18 protein-coding genes are annotated in these 15,614 nt (G+C 69.5%); 10 read left to right on the top strand and 8 right to left on the bottom strand.

The annotated features are described in order from the left end of the window. Nucleotides 1-98: 98 nt before the first annotated feature. From KV396_RS09280 to KV396_RS09270, 3 genes are all read left to right on the top strand, one after another. Nucleotides 99-1,031: a glycosyltransferase family 2 protein gene (locus KV396_RS09280; protein ID WP_247955527.1), complete on the top strand. Its 933-nt coding sequence runs from the start codon at nt 99-101 to the stop codon at nt 1,029-1,031. Between the two features lie 66 nt (nt 1,032-1,097). Further along, complete coding sequence (locus tag KV396_RS09275; protein WP_247632963.1) at nt 1,098-1,745, top strand: DUF4232 domain-containing protein; 648 nt, start codon at nt 1,098-1,100, stop codon at nt 1,743-1,745. A gap of 14 nt (nt 1,746-1,759) precedes the next feature. After that, complete coding sequence (locus KV396_RS09270; protein WP_247632964.1) at nt 1,760-3,019, top strand: hypothetical protein; 1,260 nt, start codon at nt 1,760-1,762, stop codon at nt 3,017-3,019. On the opposite strand, the gene KV396_RS09265 is transcribed toward KV396_RS09270, so the two are convergent. Further along, on the bottom strand, nt 2,973-4,139 hold the full coding sequence (locus KV396_RS09265) for a glycosyltransferase (RefSeq protein ID WP_247955526.1): 1,167 nt from the start codon (nt 4,137-4,139) through the stop codon (nt 2,973-2,975). The genes KV396_RS09270 and KV396_RS09265 overlap by 47 nt on opposite strands. Before the next feature lie 203 nt (nt 4,140-4,342). Between KV396_RS09265 and KV396_RS09260 the strand changes: the two genes are divergently transcribed. Next, nucleotides 4,343-4,792, top strand: coding sequence for an adenylyltransferase/cytidyltransferase family protein (locus KV396_RS09260; protein ID WP_247632965.1), 450 nt, complete (start codon nt 4,343-4,345; stop codon nt 4,790-4,792). Nucleotides 4,793-4,813: 21 nt separating this feature from the next. On the opposite strand, the gene KV396_RS09255 is transcribed toward KV396_RS09260, so the two are convergent. Further along, nucleotides 4,814-5,206, bottom strand: a complete 393-nt coding sequence (locus KV396_RS09255; protein ID WP_247623510.1) for an SIP domain-containing protein — start codon at nt 5,204-5,206, stop codon at nt 4,814-4,816. An 81-nt stretch (nt 5,207-5,287) separates the two neighbouring features. Here KV396_RS09255 and KV396_RS09250 point away from each other — a divergent pair, with 81 nt between their 5' ends. Genes KV396_RS09250 through KV396_RS09240 form a run of 3 tightly spaced genes read left to right on the top strand, consistent with a single transcriptional unit; the run spans nt 5,288 to nt 8,733 of the window. Next, nucleotides 5,288-5,551 carry a glutaredoxin family protein gene (locus KV396_RS09250; RefSeq protein WP_247623511.1) on the top strand — a complete coding sequence of 88 codons (264 nt, stop codon included), beginning with the start codon at nt 5,288-5,290 and terminating at the stop codon, nt 5,549-5,551. Nucleotides 5,552-5,591: 40 nt separating this feature from the next. Continuing rightward, nucleotides 5,592-6,968 carry an MFS transporter gene (locus tag KV396_RS09245; RefSeq protein ID WP_247955525.1) on the top strand — a complete coding sequence of 459 codons (1,377 nt, stop codon included), beginning with the start codon at nt 5,592-5,594 and terminating at the stop codon, nt 6,966-6,968. A gap of 28 nt (nt 6,969-6,996) precedes the next feature. Continuing rightward, nucleotides 6,997-8,733, top strand: coding sequence for an aldehyde dehydrogenase family protein (locus KV396_RS09240; RefSeq protein WP_247955524.1), 1,737 nt, complete (start codon nt 6,997-6,999; stop codon nt 8,731-8,733). An 18-nt stretch (nt 8,734-8,751) separates the two neighbouring features. On the opposite strand, the gene ypfJ is transcribed toward KV396_RS09240, so the two are convergent. Beyond that, nucleotides 8,752-9,639 carry a KPN_02809 family neutral zinc metallopeptidase gene (gene ypfJ / locus KV396_RS09235; protein WP_247623514.1) on the bottom strand — a complete coding sequence of 296 codons (888 nt, stop codon included), beginning with the start codon at nt 9,637-9,639 and terminating at the stop codon, nt 8,752-8,754. 45 nt (nt 9,640-9,684) lie between these two features. Here ypfJ and KV396_RS09230 point away from each other — a divergent pair, with 45 nt between their 5' ends. The 3 genes from KV396_RS09230 to KV396_RS09220 all read left to right on the top strand — a co-directional run bounded on the left by KV396_RS09230 (nt 9,685) and on the right by KV396_RS09220 (nt 11,721). Next, on the top strand, nt 9,685-10,674 hold the full coding sequence (locus KV396_RS09230) for a malate dehydrogenase (protein WP_247632969.1): 990 nt from the start codon (nt 9,685-9,687) through the stop codon (nt 10,672-10,674). 116 nt (nt 10,675-10,790) lie between these two features. Continuing rightward, the gene (locus KV396_RS09225) at nt 10,791-11,174 is read left to right on the top strand and encodes a coiled-coil domain-containing protein (protein ID WP_247955523.1); all 384 of its coding nucleotides are present in this window, start codon (nt 10,791-10,793) and stop codon (nt 11,172-11,174) included. 76 nt (nt 11,175-11,250) lie between these two features. Then, the gene (locus tag KV396_RS09220; protein ID WP_247623517.1) at nt 11,251-11,721 is read left to right on the top strand and encodes a recombinase family protein; all 471 of its coding nucleotides are present in this window, start codon (nt 11,251-11,253) and stop codon (nt 11,719-11,721) included. Between the two features lie 7 nt (nt 11,722-11,728). On the opposite strand, the gene KV396_RS09215 is transcribed toward KV396_RS09220, so the two are convergent. From KV396_RS09215 to KV396_RS09195, 5 genes are all read right to left on the bottom strand, one after another. After that, nucleotides 11,729-12,358 carry a hypothetical protein gene (locus KV396_RS09215; RefSeq protein WP_247632971.1) on the bottom strand — a complete coding sequence of 210 codons (630 nt, stop codon included), beginning with the start codon at nt 12,356-12,358 and terminating at the stop codon, nt 11,729-11,731. 41 nt (nt 12,359-12,399) lie between these two features. Beyond that, nucleotides 12,400-14,088 (bottom strand): alpha/beta hydrolase, encoded by a 1,689-nt coding sequence (locus KV396_RS09210; protein ID WP_247955522.1) that lies wholly within the window; start codon nt 14,086-14,088, stop codon nt 12,400-12,402. Then, nucleotides 14,069-14,383 carry a hypothetical protein gene (locus KV396_RS09205; protein WP_247632973.1) on the bottom strand — a complete coding sequence of 105 codons (315 nt, stop codon included), beginning with the start codon at nt 14,381-14,383 and terminating at the stop codon, nt 14,069-14,071. Before KV396_RS09205 ends, KV396_RS09210 begins: the two co-directional genes overlap by 20 nt. Nucleotides 14,384-14,537: 154 nt before the next feature. Further along, on the bottom strand, nt 14,538-14,825 hold the full coding sequence (locus KV396_RS09200; RefSeq protein WP_247623521.1) for a WXG100 family type VII secretion target: 288 nt from the start codon (nt 14,823-14,825) through the stop codon (nt 14,538-14,540). Between the two features lie 122 nt (nt 14,826-14,947). Beyond that, nucleotides 14,948-15,613, bottom strand: coding sequence for a hypothetical protein (locus tag KV396_RS09195; protein WP_247955521.1), 666 nt, complete (start codon nt 15,611-15,613; stop codon nt 14,948-14,950). Nucleotide 15,614 lies beyond the last annotated feature (1 nt).

Raw genomic sequence — 15,614 nt, 5'->3', positions numbered from 1 at the left:
CGACATCTCCCCAGGTGGCGTCAAATGTAGCCTTCACTATAGCCACAGGTGCCCTCGCACGGGTCCGTGGGTTTCGTGACGACGGGGAGGATGCACGAATGGACGAACGACGGATGCTGGGGATCATCGTCGTCAACTACGCCTCGGCGGGTCTTCTCGCGGAGAACCTGACCGCGACGGCCGCGGCGGTGCCGGACGCGCGGATCGTCGTCGTCGACAACCGCTCGACCCCGGAGGAGCGCGCACGCGTCGAGGCGCTGAGCGTCGCGAACGGGTGGCGACTCGTGCCGATGGACGACAACGCGGGGTTCGGCGGCGGAGTGAACGCCGGTGCCGCCGTGGCGTTCGACGAGCTCGGGGTCACCGACATCCTGCTCCTGAATCCGGATGCCCGGATCGACGGTCGCTCCGTCGCCGCCCTGTCCGCGGCGACCGCGGAGGGGCCCAGCGTCGCCTCGCCGCGCGTCGAGGACGCCGCGGGCCGGGTGTGGTTCGCCGGCATGGACGTGTACCTCGGCGACGGATCGATGGGCGGGCCGCGTCGCCGCCGCGAGCACCCGGACGCCCGACGCCTGCCCTGGCTCAGCGGAGCCTGCCTGTGGTTCACACACGAGGCCTGGGACCTCACGGGCGGCTTCGACGACGCGTACTTCCTGTACTGGGAGGACGTCGACATCTCGGTGCGCGCCGCCCGCGCGGGAGCGCGCCTGCTCGTCGTCGACGACGCTCTGGCGGTGCACGACGAGGGCGGTACGCATCGCGCGAGCGCCCAGCGACCGGAGGCGAAGTCCGAGCTGTACTACTACTACAACATCCGCAACCGGCTGCTCTTCGCGGGTCTGCTGCTCGACGCCGCGGATGCCGAGGCCTGGTCGCGCACCGCCTGGAGCAATGCGCGCCAGGTTCTGCTGCGCGGGGGACGCCGGCAGTTCCTCCGCCCGATCGCTCCGCTGCGCGCGGCCTGGCGCGGTGTGCGCGACGGACGACGACTTCTTGCACAGGCTGGTTCGCAGCGCGGGCCCGCGGTCTAAACTCTCATCACCGGCCGCCGCCACTGCGGCGCCGGATGGGGAGACACGGGGAGCAGGGGGTCTGCGATGGACGCAACCGAAGAGACGCAGCCGAATCGTCGGCGCGTGTGGATCACACTGTCGGCACTGGTCGTGGTGATCGCGCTCGCGGTCCTGGGCGCGATCTTCGTGCCGCCGCTGCTCGCCGGAACGCCGAGCACCGAGCCTTCGGCATCCGCCACTCCCACCACTCCTCCGCGCGACATCGTCGATCCCGATGCCCCGCGACCGACGCAGACGCCGACGCCCGCGGCCGGCGCGACCGATGAGCCCTTCGCCGAACTGAGCCCGGTCGCCCCCGACCAGACGATCGTCACCGAGGAGGGCATCGAGATCTCGCTGTCGTCGCTGCAGGCCGTCGACGGTCAGGCCACTCTCGCGGGCGAGACCTCGGGTCCCGCGATCCGCGCGACCGTGCGCATCACGAACACCGGCGACGAGCCACTCGACCTCGAGTACGTGGCGGTCAACGCCTACATCGGCGAGGATCGTGCACCGGCCGGCACGCTGACGCAGCCCGGCGGCGCACCGTTCGAGGGCACCGTGGAACCCGGCGACTCCGCTGAGGGCACCTACCTGTTCTCGGTGCCCGAGGCCGACCGCGACGACGTCACCCTGACCGTGGACTACCTGTTCGGCGCCAAGGTCGCCGTGTTCCGCGGAGACCTGCGCTGATCGGCACACCCGGAATGGGGCGCGCCGAGCAGTACACGACCACCTCGATCGTCGCGGCGGCCGCTGCGGCGGCGACCGCGGTCCGGTACCAGTTCGGGCCGGGCGTGAGCCTCTCGCTGATCGCCGCCGTCGTGCTGCTGCCGGTGTGGTGGCACGTGCTGGCGAGGTTCCGCTTCGCACGCCTGCTGCTCGCCCTCGCCGCGATCGCCGCCGTGTGGGGCGGGGTGCTCACGCTGTTCGAGACCATGCGCCCGGTGTCGACGAGCCTGCTGCTCGAGCAGACCTTCACGTTGCTCTCGCTCGCCGGCGGTATCGGAGTGCTGCTGTGGGCGCGCACGCAGATCGGTCTCGGTGGCACCGCCGTGGCGTTCGGCGTCGGGGCGCTGGCGAACGTGGTGCTCACGGGCGGCAACCCGGCGAACCTCTGGAAGTACTCGCTCGCGGTGCCCGTGATCATTATCGTGCTCGGGCTCACCGCGATGAGCGGACGGCGGTGGCTCGACCTGCTCGCGCTCGGGGCGCTCGCCGTGGTGTGCCTGGCGTCGGACTCCCGATCGATGACCTCGTTCCTGCTGCTGGCCGCCGTCATCGTGCTGTGGCAGATGTTCATGCCGCCGGGAACCCGGCGGCCTCGCCCGTTGCAAACTCTCGTGCTGCTCGGCGTGCTGAGCCTCGCAGCCTTCAGCCTGCTGCAGGCGCTGATCCTGGAGGGGGCGCTCGGCGACGCCGCCCAGCAGCGCACCCAGGCGCAGATCGACACCTCCGGGTCGCTCATCGCCGGCGGACGCCCCGAACTCGGAGCGGCGACCGCGCTCGTCGCCGAGCGGCCGCAGGGGTTCGGCAGCGGAGTGCTCCCCGTCTCGCACGACGTGTGGATCGCGAAGACCGGCATGAGCGAGCTGAACTACGACCCCGACAACGGCTACGTCGAGGGATACATGTTCGGCGGCCAGTACGAGGTGCACTCGGTGGTCGGCGACCTGTGGCTGCGCTTCGGCCCGGTCGGGGCGATCTTCGCCGTCGCGCTGATCGGGTGCGCGATCTACGCCGTCGCCCGCAGCGTCTCGGTCAAGGCCGCCGCCGGGATCGCGGTGTGGCTCGTGCTGCTCGGCGCCTGGGACACGTTCTTCAGCCCGCTGCTGACGTCGTCGCGCACCCTGGCACTGCTCTTCGCGCTCACGGCGATCCCGGTGGCGCGGCTGGCATCCCGTCGCGAGGCGAGCGGGGTCAGAGCTCGCCCGGACGCATCGCCTCTTCGTCGATCGCACGGATGATGCGCAGCGTGGCGGTGTCGGGTTTCGGCTCGCCGCTCTGCCCCCGGCGTCGGGGCGCGTAGACCACCAGCGAGTGGAACAGGAACCGCGCGAAGAACGCGACGATCAGCGAGAGCCCCGTCGCGAGGACGCTCGAGATGTGCCAGGTCTCGACCATCAGCGCCATCACCGGGATGCGCAGCGCCGCCTCGATGCTGTTGAACGCGAACGACGCCGCGAAACGCTGCCACACGCCGCGGGCATTCGTGCGCATGTCGGCGAAGACGAACCGCTCCTGCAGCAGGAAGTTGCCGACGATCGTGACGACCGCCCCGATGATCGCCGCCCAGATGTACGGCACGCCGGCCGCCGTCAGCAGCCACATGATGGCGAGGTTCGCGACGGCGCCCACCGCGCCGATCAGGGCGAACAGCGACATCTTGCCGAAGCGCAGTCGAGCGAGATGCGCGATGAACGTGCCGCCCTGGCGCAGGCTCGCCTTGGAGGTGCCGTGGCGCCGCTCCGCGAATTCCATCGGCACCTCGGCGATGCGCAGATCGGTGCGCGCGAGGATCTCGAGCAGGATCTTGAAGCCCTGCGGCTGGAGCGTCGAGAGGTCGAGGCGACTCCGGTCGACGAGGAAGAACCCGGTCATCGGGTCGGTGCTGCGGGCGAGGCGGATCGGGAACATGGCCCGCGTCAGCCAGGTGGCCGCGCGCGAGACGCCGAAGCGCACCGCGGTGCCGAGCCCACTCGTGTCGCCGCCACCGATGTAGCGCGAGGCGGCGACGACATCGGCATCGCCCTCGGCCTGCCGGGCGAGCAGGACGGGCAGGAGCTCGGGAGGATGCTGCAGGTCGCCGTCCATGACGATGCAGAGATCGGATGCCGCGGCCTCCAGGCCGACCACGACGGCACCGCCGAGCCCACCCGTGTTCTCGACCCGATGGATCACGCGCACGGGCAACGGAGCATCCGCGGCGACCCGCGCGACCTCGTCGGCGGTGTCGTCGCTGCTGTCGTCGACGAAGAGGATCTCGGCGTCGAACCCCGTCAGCGCGGCGGCGGTGCGGGCGACGAGCTCGGCGACGTTCTCGCGTTCGTTGAAGGTGGGCACGATGACCGTGACCTTCGTGTCCATGTCGCCCCCTCTGCGCGCGCCGCGGTGCGGCATCTCATCGTGCCACGGGTTCCTATGCGCTCGAAACCTGACCTCGCCCTGCCGCACGGCCGCATCCGGGGGTGCGCTTTCGCGCGCGGGAGGTCTAGACTGACCCGTGCGGCTGTGGGAGTCGCAGGTGGATGGGGATCCGCCTACTGGGGAATCACTGATCTGGGGAGATCATGGGGACGCGTATCGGCTATGCCGCGGGAGCTTTCGACCTGTTCCACGTGGGGCATCTGAACCTTCTGCGCCACGCCAAGCAGCAGTGCGACATTCTGATCGCCGGCGTCGTGAGCGACGAGATGCTGCGCGAGGTGAAGGGCATCGAGCCCGTCATCCCGACGGCGGAGCGCGCGGAGATCGTGCGACACATCTCGTTCGTCGACGACGTGCACGTCGAGACGACGCCGTCGAAGCTGGACGCCTGGGAAGACGTGCGCTTCACGCACTTCTTCAAGGGCGACGACTGGCGCGGCACCGAGAAGGGGCTGCGGCTCGAGCGCGATTTCGCGCGCGTCGGCGTCGAGGTCGTGTACTTCCCGTACACGGCGCACACCTCGAGCTCGTCACTGCGGCGAGCGCTCGACGCGATCACCGCGGGTGCGGGGGCTCCGGCGCTCGCGCGCTGACGGGCCGGTTCGCCGACGGAGTCAGTTCGCGACGCCGAGCAGGCTGCGGGCCATGCGCGCCACGTGGGGTGGCGTGTGCGGCCCCAGCCAGACGGTCCACTGCGCCGGCGGCTCGCTGCACGCCCACTCGACGCACCACGAGTGCACGGCATTGGCGAGGCGCTCGCCCTTGGTGTGCGCACGGATGCCGTCGCCGCGCACGAGCCAGCGCACCGACACCCCGTCGGGCACGTCGATGTGACGCATCTGGATGCGCGCGGCCGCTTCGAGCAGGATCACGCCGGTCGCGTCCCACGGCAGTCGGGCGGCGATCCCCGCGATCACCCCGGCGTCCGCCGCGTCTCCCGCGACGAGCACAGCGCCCTCGATGTTCTCCCAGTCGGGGTCGTCCAGGTGCTCGCTCGCGTGGTTCATGGCTTCGATTATAGGTAAGGCTACCCTTACCGACAAGCCCCTCTCGGCCCTCTCCCCGCCAGGGCGTTCTACGCTTGTGTCATGACTTCTCCTGCTGAATCCACCATCACGATGTTCGGCGCCGACTGGTGCCGCGACTGCATCCGCACCAAGAAGCAGCTCGACGACCTCGGTGTCGAGTACACGTACGTCGATCTCGTCGCCGACCCCTCCGGTGCCGACGTCGCGAAGGACATCTCCGGCCGCACGAACATCCCCGTCGTCCTGTACCCCGACTCCTCCCACCAGGTCGAGCCGTCGAACGCCGACGTCGAGGCGAAGCTGCGCGAGCTCTCCCTGATCTGAGCGCCGCCCCGGCACGAAGGGCCACCGCTACACTGGCGCGATGAGCACAGAGGCTCGGCCCGAACGAGCATCCGTCCGCCTGTCCGCGCGCACGATCGTGCTGTACGCGATCGGCTCCGTCGGCACCGGCGGATACGCCACGCTGCCCGGGCTGGTGCTGACGTACTTCCTCACCGACAACCTCGGGGTCGCCGCTCTGGCCGCCGGAGTCATCGTCACCGCCGCCAAGATCTGGGACGTCGTGATCGACCCGCTGATCGGCGCGGCCTCCGACCGTCAGCTCGCGCGCACGGGCTCGCGTCGCGGGTTCATGGTGCTGGGCGCCGTCACGCTGCCCGTGTTCTTCGCGCTGACGTTCGCGGTACCTCCGTCGTGGGGTCCGATGGCCGGTGCGGTGTGCGTGCTGCTCGCCTTCCTCGCCACGGCCACGGCGTTCAGCCTGTTCCAGGTGCCGTACGTGGCGCTGCCCGCCGAGCTCACCGACGGCTACGACGAGCGCACGCGCCTGCTCGGTTGGCGGGTCGTCGTGCTGACGGCATCCATCCTCCTGTTCGGCGCGGGTGGCCCCGCTCTGCGCAAGGCGGGCGACGACCCCGTTCTCGGATATCTGCTGATGGGGATCGTCGCGGGTCTCGCGATCGGCATCGGCATGTTCGTGGCGACGCGCACGGCGGATGCCGCGGCCGCACGCCACATCGGAGACGAGAGCGCGGTGGCCACGGCTGCCGGCATCCGAGAGCAGTACGCCTCGGGGTACCGGGCGCTGCGGCGCAGCCAGCCGTTCCGTGCGCTGCTGGGCGCGTTCCTGCTGCAGGCGCTCGCGACCGGCACCATGCTCGCCGGGGCGCAGTACGTGGCGACCTGGGTACTGCGGTCGGAGGACGCCGTGACGTTCGTGTTCGTCGCGCTCGTCGGCCCCGCGCTCGTGGCGACGCCAGCCTGGACGGTCATCGCCCGGCGGGTCGGCAAGGAGCGCGCGTTCGGCATCGCGAGCGTGCTGTTCACTCTCGCCGCGGCATCCCTCACGATCGCGGTCTGGACGCCCGGTGCCTGGATCTACGCCTCCGTCGCGGTGGCCGGAATCGCCTACGCCGGTCTGCAGTCGCTGCCGATGGCGATGCTGCCCGACGTCATCTCGCACGACGAGCGCACCCACGGCAGCGGGCGCGCGGGCACCTTCACCGGCATCTGGACCGCCGGGGAGACGGTCGGCTTCGCTCTCGGTGCGACGACGGTCTCGCTCACCCTCGCCCTGACCGGGTACGTCTCGACGGTCGCGGGCACGATGGTCGAGCAGCCGGATGCCGCCATCACCGGCATCGTGCTCAGTTTCAGCATCCTTCCCGCACTGATCATGCTCGCGAGCCTCTTGCCTCTTCACCGTTACCGCCTGCGCCGCCACGACATCGACGCATAAGCTGGGATCCCGTTCGAAGGAGCCGCCCGTGACCGCCACGCCCGTCGCCACGACCACGCCCGAGATCGGCGAGAGCGAGCACGCGCGGCTCGATACGGCGATCGACGACCTGCACACGGGCGCCCGCGTGTGGTCGGCGCTCACAGTCGCGCAGCGCGTGACGCTGCTGCGTCAGGTGCGCACGAGCGTGGCCGCGACCGCCGAGGACTGGGCCACGACCGCCGCGGCGACGAAGGGGCTCGATGCGCGGCATCCGCTCCGAGGCGAGGAATGGCTGAGCGGGCCCTACGGTGTGCTCGGTGCCCTCGACGCCTACATCGAGACGCTCTCGCGGCTCGCCCGCGGCGCCAACCCGCTCGACGGGGTCACCATCGACCGCGCCCCCGGCGGCCGCACGCGCGTGCACGCGTTCCCCCTCACCGGCATCGATCGCTTCCTGCTGTCGGGATTCACCGGCGAGGTCTGGCTCGAACCGGGCACGACGCCGCGCGCGGCCCGAGCCGCCGCCGGGCTCGGCCAGCGCACCCCGACCGTCTCCGGCGGAGTGGGTCTCGTGCTCGGCGCCGGCAACGTCACCTCGATCCCCGTGCTCGACGTGCTCTACGAACTGCTCGCCTCGAACCGCACCGCGCTGCTCAAGGTGAACCCGACGCAGGATCCCCTCGTGCCGATCTACAAGCGCGCGCTCGCCCCGCTCATCGAGCCGGGGTTCCTGCGCATCGTGCGCGGCGGCCCGGCGGTCGGCGCCTACCTCACGGCGCATCCCGACCTCTCGCACGTGCACATCACCGGGTCCGCGGCGACGTTCGACGCGATCGTCTGGGGCCCGAAGACCGCGCGCGGCGCCCGCCGCAAGAAGCCGTCGATGTCGAAGCCGATCACGGCCGAGCTCGGCGGGGTCTCGCCGATCATCGTCGTGCCCGGCGACTGGTCCGACGCCGACCTGCGGTACCAGGCCGAGCACGTCGCGACCATGCGGCTGCAGAACAGCGGCCACAACTGCATCGCCGGGCAGGTCGTGGTCCTGTCGGAGGACTGGGACCAGGCGGATGCCTTCCGCGCCGCGCTCCGTCGGGCCTACGCGAGCGCGCCCGAGCGACCCACCTGGTACCCGGGGTCGACGAACCGCATGCACGAGGCATCCGATGCCTACCCCGATGCCCTCGTGCTCGGCGACCGGCTGCTCGTGGAGATCGACGACGACGACGCCTCGGCCCTGCAGAGCACCGAGTACTTCGCACCGGTCCTCGGCGTCGTGAGCGTCGCCGGGACGGGCCAGGAGTTCCTCGACGCCGCCGTCGCCTACGCGAACGACGAGCTGCAGGGCACGCTCGGGGCGAACGTGCTCATCGACCCGGCGACCGAGAAGTCGCTCGGCACCGGATTCGAGAGAGCGATCGCCGACCTCCGGTACGGATCGATCGCGATCAACGGCTGGACCGGCTTCGCGTTCATCACCCCGACATTGACCTGGGGCGCTTTCCCCGGCAGCACGATCGACGACGTCGGCAGCGGCATCGGCGTCGTGCACAACGCCCTGCTGCTCGATCGGGTCGAGCGATCGGTGCTGCGTGGCCCGTTCCGGCCGTTCCCGCGCTCCGCGCCGGGCCTCAACGGCGGCGGTCGAGTCACGATCCTGCCGACGCCCCCGTGGTTCGTGACCTCGCGCACCGGCGCCGAGGTAAGCGAGGGGCTCACCCGATTCCGCGCAAGCGGCGGCGTGGGAGGCCTCGTGAAGACCCTGCTGGCGGCGCTGCGCGCCTGACGCACCCCTGGGTCAGTCTCAGGGGTCGAGGTCGTCGACCGAGCGGGTGAACGTCTCGGCGCAGACCCCCAGGCCCTCGCTGTAGCCGAGCGCGAACCAATACTGCCGCTGCTCGCTCGACCCGTGCGTCCAGCTGTCGGGGTTCGAAACGCCCGACATCTCTTGGATGTGGTCGTCTCCCACCGCGGCAGCGGCATCCAATGCGTCCCGCCGCTGCTCCTCGGTGGTCGGTTGCAGGTACGGCGTACCGTCGGCGTCCGTCTGCTCGGAGATCCGCCCGATCCAGGCACCGGCGTAGCAGTCCGCCTGCAACTCCATGCGCACGCCGTTGCTGCCCTCTCCGGTGCCGTTGTTCGGGTACTGATCCATCGTGCCGACGATGTTCTGGATGTGGTGGCCCCACTCGTGACCCACGATGTAGAGCTGGGCGAGGTTGCCGGCGGATGCCCCGAACTGCTGCTGCATGAGCGAGAAGAACGTGGGGTCGAGGTAGACGCCCTGCTCGGGCGGGCAGTAGAACGGCCCGACGGCGTTGGAGGCGGTGCCGCACTGCGTCGAGGTCGCACCGTCGACCACCGTCAGGGTCGGCGGCACGTACCCCTCGACGTTGTCTTCCCAGAACGCGTCGAGTGCGACCTGTGCGCCGGCCATGCGGCAGTCGACGTTCTCGTTCGCGTCCTGCCCCGTGTCGCAGTTCTCGATGACCGAGCTCCCGGAGTCGGAGCCCGAACCACCCGTCGATGTACCGCCGCCGAGAAGCCCCGTCAGGTCGATCCCGAGCAGCGGCCCCGCGATCAGGGCGATGAGGCCGAGCACCCCGACTCCTGTGCCTCCCGCGATCGCCGCGTTGCGACCGCGGCGGCGCGTGGTGTTGGTCGACAGGTCGGCGTCGGGGTTGAACGTCATGGCTCCGAGGGTACTCCGCCCCTCGGACGGTCGTAGGCTCGGGATATGACCACGACGATCACCATCACGGGCGCGGGCGGACAGATCGGCTACGCGCTGCTGTTCCGCATCGCGGCGGGAGACCTGCTCGGACCGGACGAGAAGGTGCGGCTGCGGCTGCTCGAGATCCCGCAGGGGATCGGAGCGGCGGAGGGCGCGGCGCTCGAGCTGCAGGACGGCGCTTTCGGGCTGCTCGAGCACGTCGAGGTGACGGATGACGCGGCAACCGGCTTCGACGGTGCCGACCTCGCGCTGCTCGTGGGCGCGCGCCCGCGCGGACCCGGCATGGAGCGGGGCGACCTGCTCGCCGCGAACGGTGGCATCTTCGGCCCGCAGGGGGCGGCGATCGCCGCGAACGCGGCACCCGGCGTGCGGGTCACGGTCGTCGGGAACCCCGCGAACACGAACGCGCTCATCGCCGCGGCATCCGCCGACGGCGTGCCGGCCGAACGATTCACGGCACTGACCCGCCTGGATGAGAACCGCGCCAGGGCGCAGTTCGCACAGACGCTGGGCGTGCCTGTCGCGACGGTGGGGCGCCTGCCGATCTGGGGCAACCACTCCGCGACGCAGTTCCCCGACGTGTCGCACGCGACCGTGGCGGGCGAGCCTGCGGCGGAGGCTCTCGCCGCGATCGTCGGCGACGTGCCGGCGTGGTTGGACGAGACTTTCATCCCGCGGGTCGCCAAGCGGGGTGCCGAGATCATCCGGGTGCGCGGGTCGTCGTCGGTCGCCTCGGCGGCGAGCGCCACGATCGACCACGTGCGCGACTGGGTGCGCGGCACCGAGGACTGGACCTCGGCCGGCGTCGTATCGCACGGCGAGTACGGGGTGCCCGCGGGCCTGATCTCGTCGTTCCCCGTGCGTGCGGTCGACGGCGAGTGGCGGGTCGTCGAGGGTCTGGAGATCGGCGAGGACGCCCGGCGGCGGATCGACGCCTCGGTCGCCGAACTCGTCGAGGAGCGCGATGCGGTGCGGTCGCTCGGTCTGATCTGATCCACTCCTCCGGCGCGAACGTGTGGATAACTGACTTATCCACTGTCCCCACACGTACGCGATTCGCCAACATATGGTTACTGGACTGACGACGCTCCGCGGAGCAGAATGGACCGGTGACCTTGTCTCCTGACACGATCGGAATGATCATCGCGCTCTTCGCCTTCACGGCGACGGTGCTCAGCGGCGTGGGCGCGATGCTCGCCCACCAGACGCGCGGCCTGGACGCGCGATTCGTGCAGATGGATGCGCGGATCGACGCCCGGTTCGAGCAGGTCGACGCCCGGTTCGAGCAGGTCGACGCCCGGTTCGAGCAGGTCGACGCCCGGTTCGAGCAGGTCGATCGCCGATTCGACCAGGTGGACGCCCGACTCGATCGCGTCGACGCCCGCATCGACCGGGTGGAGGAACGCCTCCTCGGCGTCGAGCACGAGCTGGTCGACGTGAAGATCACGATCGCCCGGCTCGAGGGACCTCCCCGTCGCCTGCAACAGCTCTGAGCGGCATCCGATCCCGTCGGCGGAGTCGATACGGATTCGGCACCGACAGGGCAGAATGGAGTCCGGAGGTGCGCCCATGAGCGAAACGACAGACCGGACCACCGGCACGGCATCGGTCGATGACGCGCTGACGAGCCCGCTGCACCTGCCGCACGCCGCGGCGGAGTGCCCCAAGTGCTTCACCGAACTGCAGCAGAACCGCGACTTCTGGCTCGCTCGCCCCGACGGTTCACGCCTCGTCGGACTCGTGGTCTCCCGCGAGGGCATGCCTCCGGTCGTGCAGCAGCGCGATGATCTCACGCGCTTCGGCGTTCCGATCGAGGGGTTCCGTCACCCCGCACCCGACATCCTCGAGAGCTGGGGCGATCGCCTCGCCCGCCTCATCGACACCCTGCACAAGGGCGACGTCCTCGTCGTCGCGAACACGCACGCGCTCGGGCGCGACGGCGAAGAGGAGTCGCGCACGGTCGCCGACCTCCGTCGCCGCGGCATCATCGTCAAGGTGCTCAACCACGACGCGCGCCACCTGGCGGATCTCGCGCGCTGACGAACGCTTACGGTGCGGGTGTGGGACCGAACGCCGGCTCACCCGGCGTGACGCCGAAGAAGAGCGGGTCGCTGGGCGACTCCTCGCGCGGCAGATACCCCTCCGAGAGGGTGACACCGCCGAAGATGAGCTTGCTGAGCTCTGCCGGGTCGCCGGGCCAGCATTTTGTGGTCGCGGTGACGAGAACCGAGCCGTTGGCGATGAACGTCACCATCAGCAACGAGAAGTCGCCCTGCCGACGCACGATCACATCGGACGACTGCGCGTCACCGGAGCCGAGTTCCTGACCCTCCACCTCGAAGCCCGCATCGGCAAGATAATCCTGCACCTTCTCGCGCATCCCATCCCGCTCATCCGGATCGATCTTCGTGTTGCGGGTGAGATCGAAATTGTAACTGTCGTCACCGCACCCGGCGCCCGAAGGCTGCATCCCGAACAAACCGATATCCGACTCCCAGGGCCCGTCGTAGATGAGCGCCTGGACATCATTCGTGATGGCCCGGTAGTCGAAGTAGTGCTGCTTCGCCTGAGCAACAAGCTCGTCACCCGTGGGAATCATTCCGCCTCCGTTCACACACCCCGTAAGGGCAACCGACAACACCACCACAGCAGCGGACACCCGCCAGCGCTTCCTCATCTGCACGCCTCTACTCCTCGTGTATCGTCACCGCGTACCAGTCAATCGATCGGCTCGCCGGTGGCGATGATGTTGGCAATGTTACGGAACGATTCCGAGTCGCGAGAAAGGTACCCGTTACCCGCTTCCCACCACCCCCACACCGTGTTGCCGCCGTCGTGGGCCGCGTGCCCGGGTGTTCCGACCGCCATCTCGGTACCACCGCCCAGGCTCGGCACCTCGCCCCCGTCGCTTTCGAAACTGACCGCACCCGGCAACGCCTCGGGATTCATCCCGTGGCCGAACGAGCTGTGCTCCCCGTACCGTGCGACCACATCCCCGGGAGCACGCGAGGCGTAGATTTGCGTGCCGGAGTAGTCCATTGGCGCGTCTCCGGTCCAGCCTGCGTGATATCCGTCGGGGACTCCTGCCGAGCCGACTGCGATGAGGTTGTCGACTCCAAGGTTGTCGGGCGATCCGCCCACCGCGAGGAACGCGGTCGTGCTGCCGTATGAGTGCCCGATCACCGACGTCGTGACCTGTGAAGAAACCTCGTTGTCGAGCCCTCGCAGCGTGGAACTGAGCCTCGCCGCGCCCTCGGTCGCGCTGCCCATCACGTGTTCGGTCGCCAGATTTGGGGAGTCGTAGCCGTACCAGGCAATCGTCGCGGACCCCACGCCCTCACCGTACTCGTTCGCGAACTTGTTAAGGTTGCGGCCACTCGCCCCCCATGCCTTGAGGTCGTCGAGGCTCGAGAACATCCCACCGACCAGCACGTTAACGTTGGTGATGCCGTCCATCGGATCGACAGGGTTGCCTTCATCGTCGACGATGCGCACACCGTACATCACAGCGGCGGTTGCCTGCGGGTGCTCGAACGGGTGGAACATCAGCAATTGGCCATCGAAGTCCGTGACCTCGCGCCCGAGCTGCTCGAGCTGCGAGTCGAGTGGCTCGCCATACGGGCCGCCCTCGATCACCCGGTCGTAGGCGGCCTTGTTGGCGAGGAACCGGTCGAGGTAGGGAACGCCTTCGAGGTTGCCGACGAACTCCGGGTAGGTGCGGGCCAACGCCGCGCGCTGCGCATCGGTGAGGCTGTCCCAGATCTCGGCCACCTCGGCCGGGCTGTCGGCGTTCGCGAGCGCATCGATCGCCGAGAGCGTCGAGTCGCTGAGGGTCGTGCCATCGGAGCGGACCAGGCCCGAGATCGCAGCCCCATAGGCCTCATCCCACAGCGAGTACGCGGATTCCCACTGCTCCCACAGATCGTCGAGGGTGCTGGTGGCCGAGGCGAGACCGCTCTCGGCATCCGTGACATCCTGCTCCGCCGTGTTGCGGGTCTGCGCGGTGTCGTCGGGCGTGCACTGACGCTGCGCGAGCTCGGCCGCATCGAGATCGGCCGCCGCAGTCTCCTTCGCGGCGTGGGCCGTCTCGATGTCGTCGATGAGGTCGTTCGCCGCCTTCGCGTGCTGCGCCACGGCCTCGCCGTAGGCGCGGACGACATCGGCGATGCGCTCAAGGGTGAGGATCGTCGGGTTCATCCGGCTCGCGAGGGCGCCCGATTCGGTCTGCACGCGATCGATGCTCTCGCCGCGCCCTTCGAGTCCGCCGTCGATGTTGCGCAGCACGATCCGGGCGTTGCCACCCTCATCGATCAACGTCTCGAGGTCACGATGGATGCCTTCGAGCGAGCCGCTGTCGTACTCGATCTCCTCGAGCGTCCAGCCGCGATTAGGAGAAGTCAGCGACATAGTCGGAATCCCATCCGGCGCCGAGCGAGACGTCGAGGTCATCGAACGAATCGTTGATGCTCTTGAGGCGGTCGCCGATCGCGATGCCGTCGAGGTGCTGCGCCTTCGCCTCCATCGACGCCTGACCGAGTGCGTTCTCGAGCATGACCCGGAGGCTCGTGCGCCCCACTGGGTTGCCGACGCCGGTGTCGCGGGCCCAGATGTCGTTCGCATACATCACGTAATTGCCGATCGAAAGGTCGATCTGCAGGATCGCCCCTTCGAGCGCCGCCTTGTCGATCTCGACGTCCGACATTTTCACCCCCGGTGCTCCGTGGTTTCACGCTAATGGGGCATATCGGGAAGCCACGATGGGTAGGACTCCCCATCCGCCCTGTGCCGGTGACGGGGTCGGGGACACGACGAAGGGGCCGACGGCGAACCGTCGACCCCTCGAAAACTGCGCTCGGTCAGCTGCCGGCGAGCTGCGTGTCGAGGTCCTGAATCGCACGCATCATGCCCAGCAACGACTCCGACATGTCATTGATGCCATCGACCGCGGTCTTCAGACCCGTCGTCAGCTCCGTGTACCCCTCACCGAACTTGCCCGACGCATGCTGCGTCTTGAAGTCCTCACCCAGAAGGGTGTCCACCTGACCCTTCAGCGTGTCCAACTGACCCTGAATGTCATCACGAGCCTGCGACAGCGACGACGCCACCTGCTCCATCTCTGCATAAGACGCACCGAAATCGGCCATCGTCCACACCTCCGGAAATCGAATGAACCGGACCCCTCCGGCCCGATACCCACAAACCTAACAACCCCCACCCCCACCGTCGATGGGGAGACCTCCCCATCGAGCCGCGAGTGACGGCGAGGTCAGCGGCCGATCACGCCCGACCGGATCCGCACCCAGAGCGGGTCCCGCTCCGAGAGACCGGACACGATCCGCATCACCCCGCCGATCTGGCCGATCCCGGAGACGGCACCGACGATGCCGACCGTCGCCGCGGCCGCGGTCATCGACGTCGGCCCCTCGATGAGGTCGCGGACGAACAGCGCGATCCCGCCCACCGCGATCAGCAGTGCCAGGGTCGCCGTGACGATGCGCGCGAACACCCGCGGTTCGAAGTTCACGGTGCGGGCCTGCAGCCAGCCGCCGGCGCGGCGCTGGCGCCCTCCGCGCGTGTACGGCAGGCGCATCCACCAGGCCGCCGCGGAGAGGAGCCGCCGCCCTGACCACCACAGCAGCACCAGCAGGGCGACGCCCGCGAGAGCGACGACGACGGCGACCACGATCGCCACCAGGTCGCTGCCGGCGGGCGTGCCGCCCAGCATCCGCACCGTCTCGATGAGACCGACCGCCACGAACGCACCGCCGGCAGCGAGGGCGAAGCCCAGGATGCCGAGCCCCCACCGCGACCATCGTTCGAAGTCCGCCCGCAGCGCCGCGGCGGCACGGTCGGCCTCGACGGGGCGAGCGTCATCGGATCCCGCCTCGGCGATGAGAGGACGCGAGGCCGGGAGGATCAGGGCGAAGGGCATG

Origin of the sequence: Microbacterium galbinum, assembly GCF_023101185.1 — a bacterium.
GTDB lineage: Bacteria > Actinomycetota > Actinomycetes > Actinomycetales > Microbacteriaceae > Microbacterium > Microbacterium galbinum.
Note: the sequence above shows the minus strand (reverse complement) of the source record. Positions and strands in the feature narration are given on the sequence as shown.

Excerpts from the sequence above, each read along its gene's own strand:
- KV396_RS09280 (WP_247955527.1), top strand. The coding sequence starts at position 99 with ATGGACGAACGACGGATGCTGGGGATCATCGTCGTCAACTACGCCTCG.
- KV396_RS09275 (WP_247632963.1), top strand. The coding sequence starts at position 1,098 with ATGGACGCAACCGAAGAGACGCAGCCGAATCGTCGGCGCGTGTGGATC.
- KV396_RS09270 (WP_247632964.1), top strand. The coding sequence starts at position 1,760 with ATGGGGCGCGCCGAGCAGTACACGACCACCTCGATCGTCGCGGCGGCC.
- KV396_RS09265 (WP_247955526.1), bottom strand. The coding sequence starts at position 4,139 with ATGGACACGAAGGTCACGGTCATCGTGCCCACCTTCAACGAACGCGAG.
- KV396_RS09260 (WP_247632965.1), top strand. The coding sequence starts at position 4,343 with ATGGGGACGCGTATCGGCTATGCCGCGGGAGCTTTCGACCTGTTCCAC.
- KV396_RS09255 (WP_247623510.1), bottom strand. The coding sequence starts at position 5,206 with ATGAACCACGCGAGCGAGCACCTGGACGACCCCGACTGGGAGAACATC.
- KV396_RS09250 (WP_247623511.1), top strand. The coding sequence starts at position 5,288 with ATGACTTCTCCTGCTGAATCCACCATCACGATGTTCGGCGCCGACTGG.
- KV396_RS09245 (WP_247955525.1), top strand. The coding sequence starts at position 5,592 with ATGAGCACAGAGGCTCGGCCCGAACGAGCATCCGTCCGCCTGTCCGCG.
- ypfJ (WP_247623514.1), bottom strand. The coding sequence starts at position 9,639 with ATGACGTTCAACCCCGACGCCGACCTGTCGACCAACACCACGCGCCGC.
- KV396_RS09230 (WP_247632969.1), top strand. The coding sequence starts at position 9,685 with ATGACCACGACGATCACCATCACGGGCGCGGGCGGACAGATCGGCTAC.
- KV396_RS09220 (WP_247623517.1), top strand. The coding sequence starts at position 11,251 with ATGAGCGAAACGACAGACCGGACCACCGGCACGGCATCGGTCGATGAC.
- KV396_RS09215 (WP_247632971.1), bottom strand. The coding sequence starts at position 12,358 with ATGAGGAAGCGCTGGCGGGTGTCCGCTGCTGTGGTGGTGTTGTCGGTT.
- KV396_RS09210 (WP_247955522.1), bottom strand. The coding sequence starts at position 14,088 with ATGTCGCTGACTTCTCCTAATCGCGGCTGGACGCTCGAGGAGATCGAG.
- KV396_RS09205 (WP_247632973.1), bottom strand. The coding sequence starts at position 14,383 with ATGTCGGACGTCGAGATCGACAAGGCGGCGCTCGAAGGGGCGATCCTG.
- KV396_RS09200 (WP_247623521.1), bottom strand. The coding sequence starts at position 14,825 with ATGGCCGATTTCGGTGCGTCTTATGCAGAGATGGAGCAGGTGGCGTCG.
- KV396_RS09195 (WP_247955521.1), bottom strand. The coding sequence starts at position 15,613 with ATGCCCTTCGCCCTGATCCTCCCGGCCTCGCGTCCTCTCATCGCCGAG.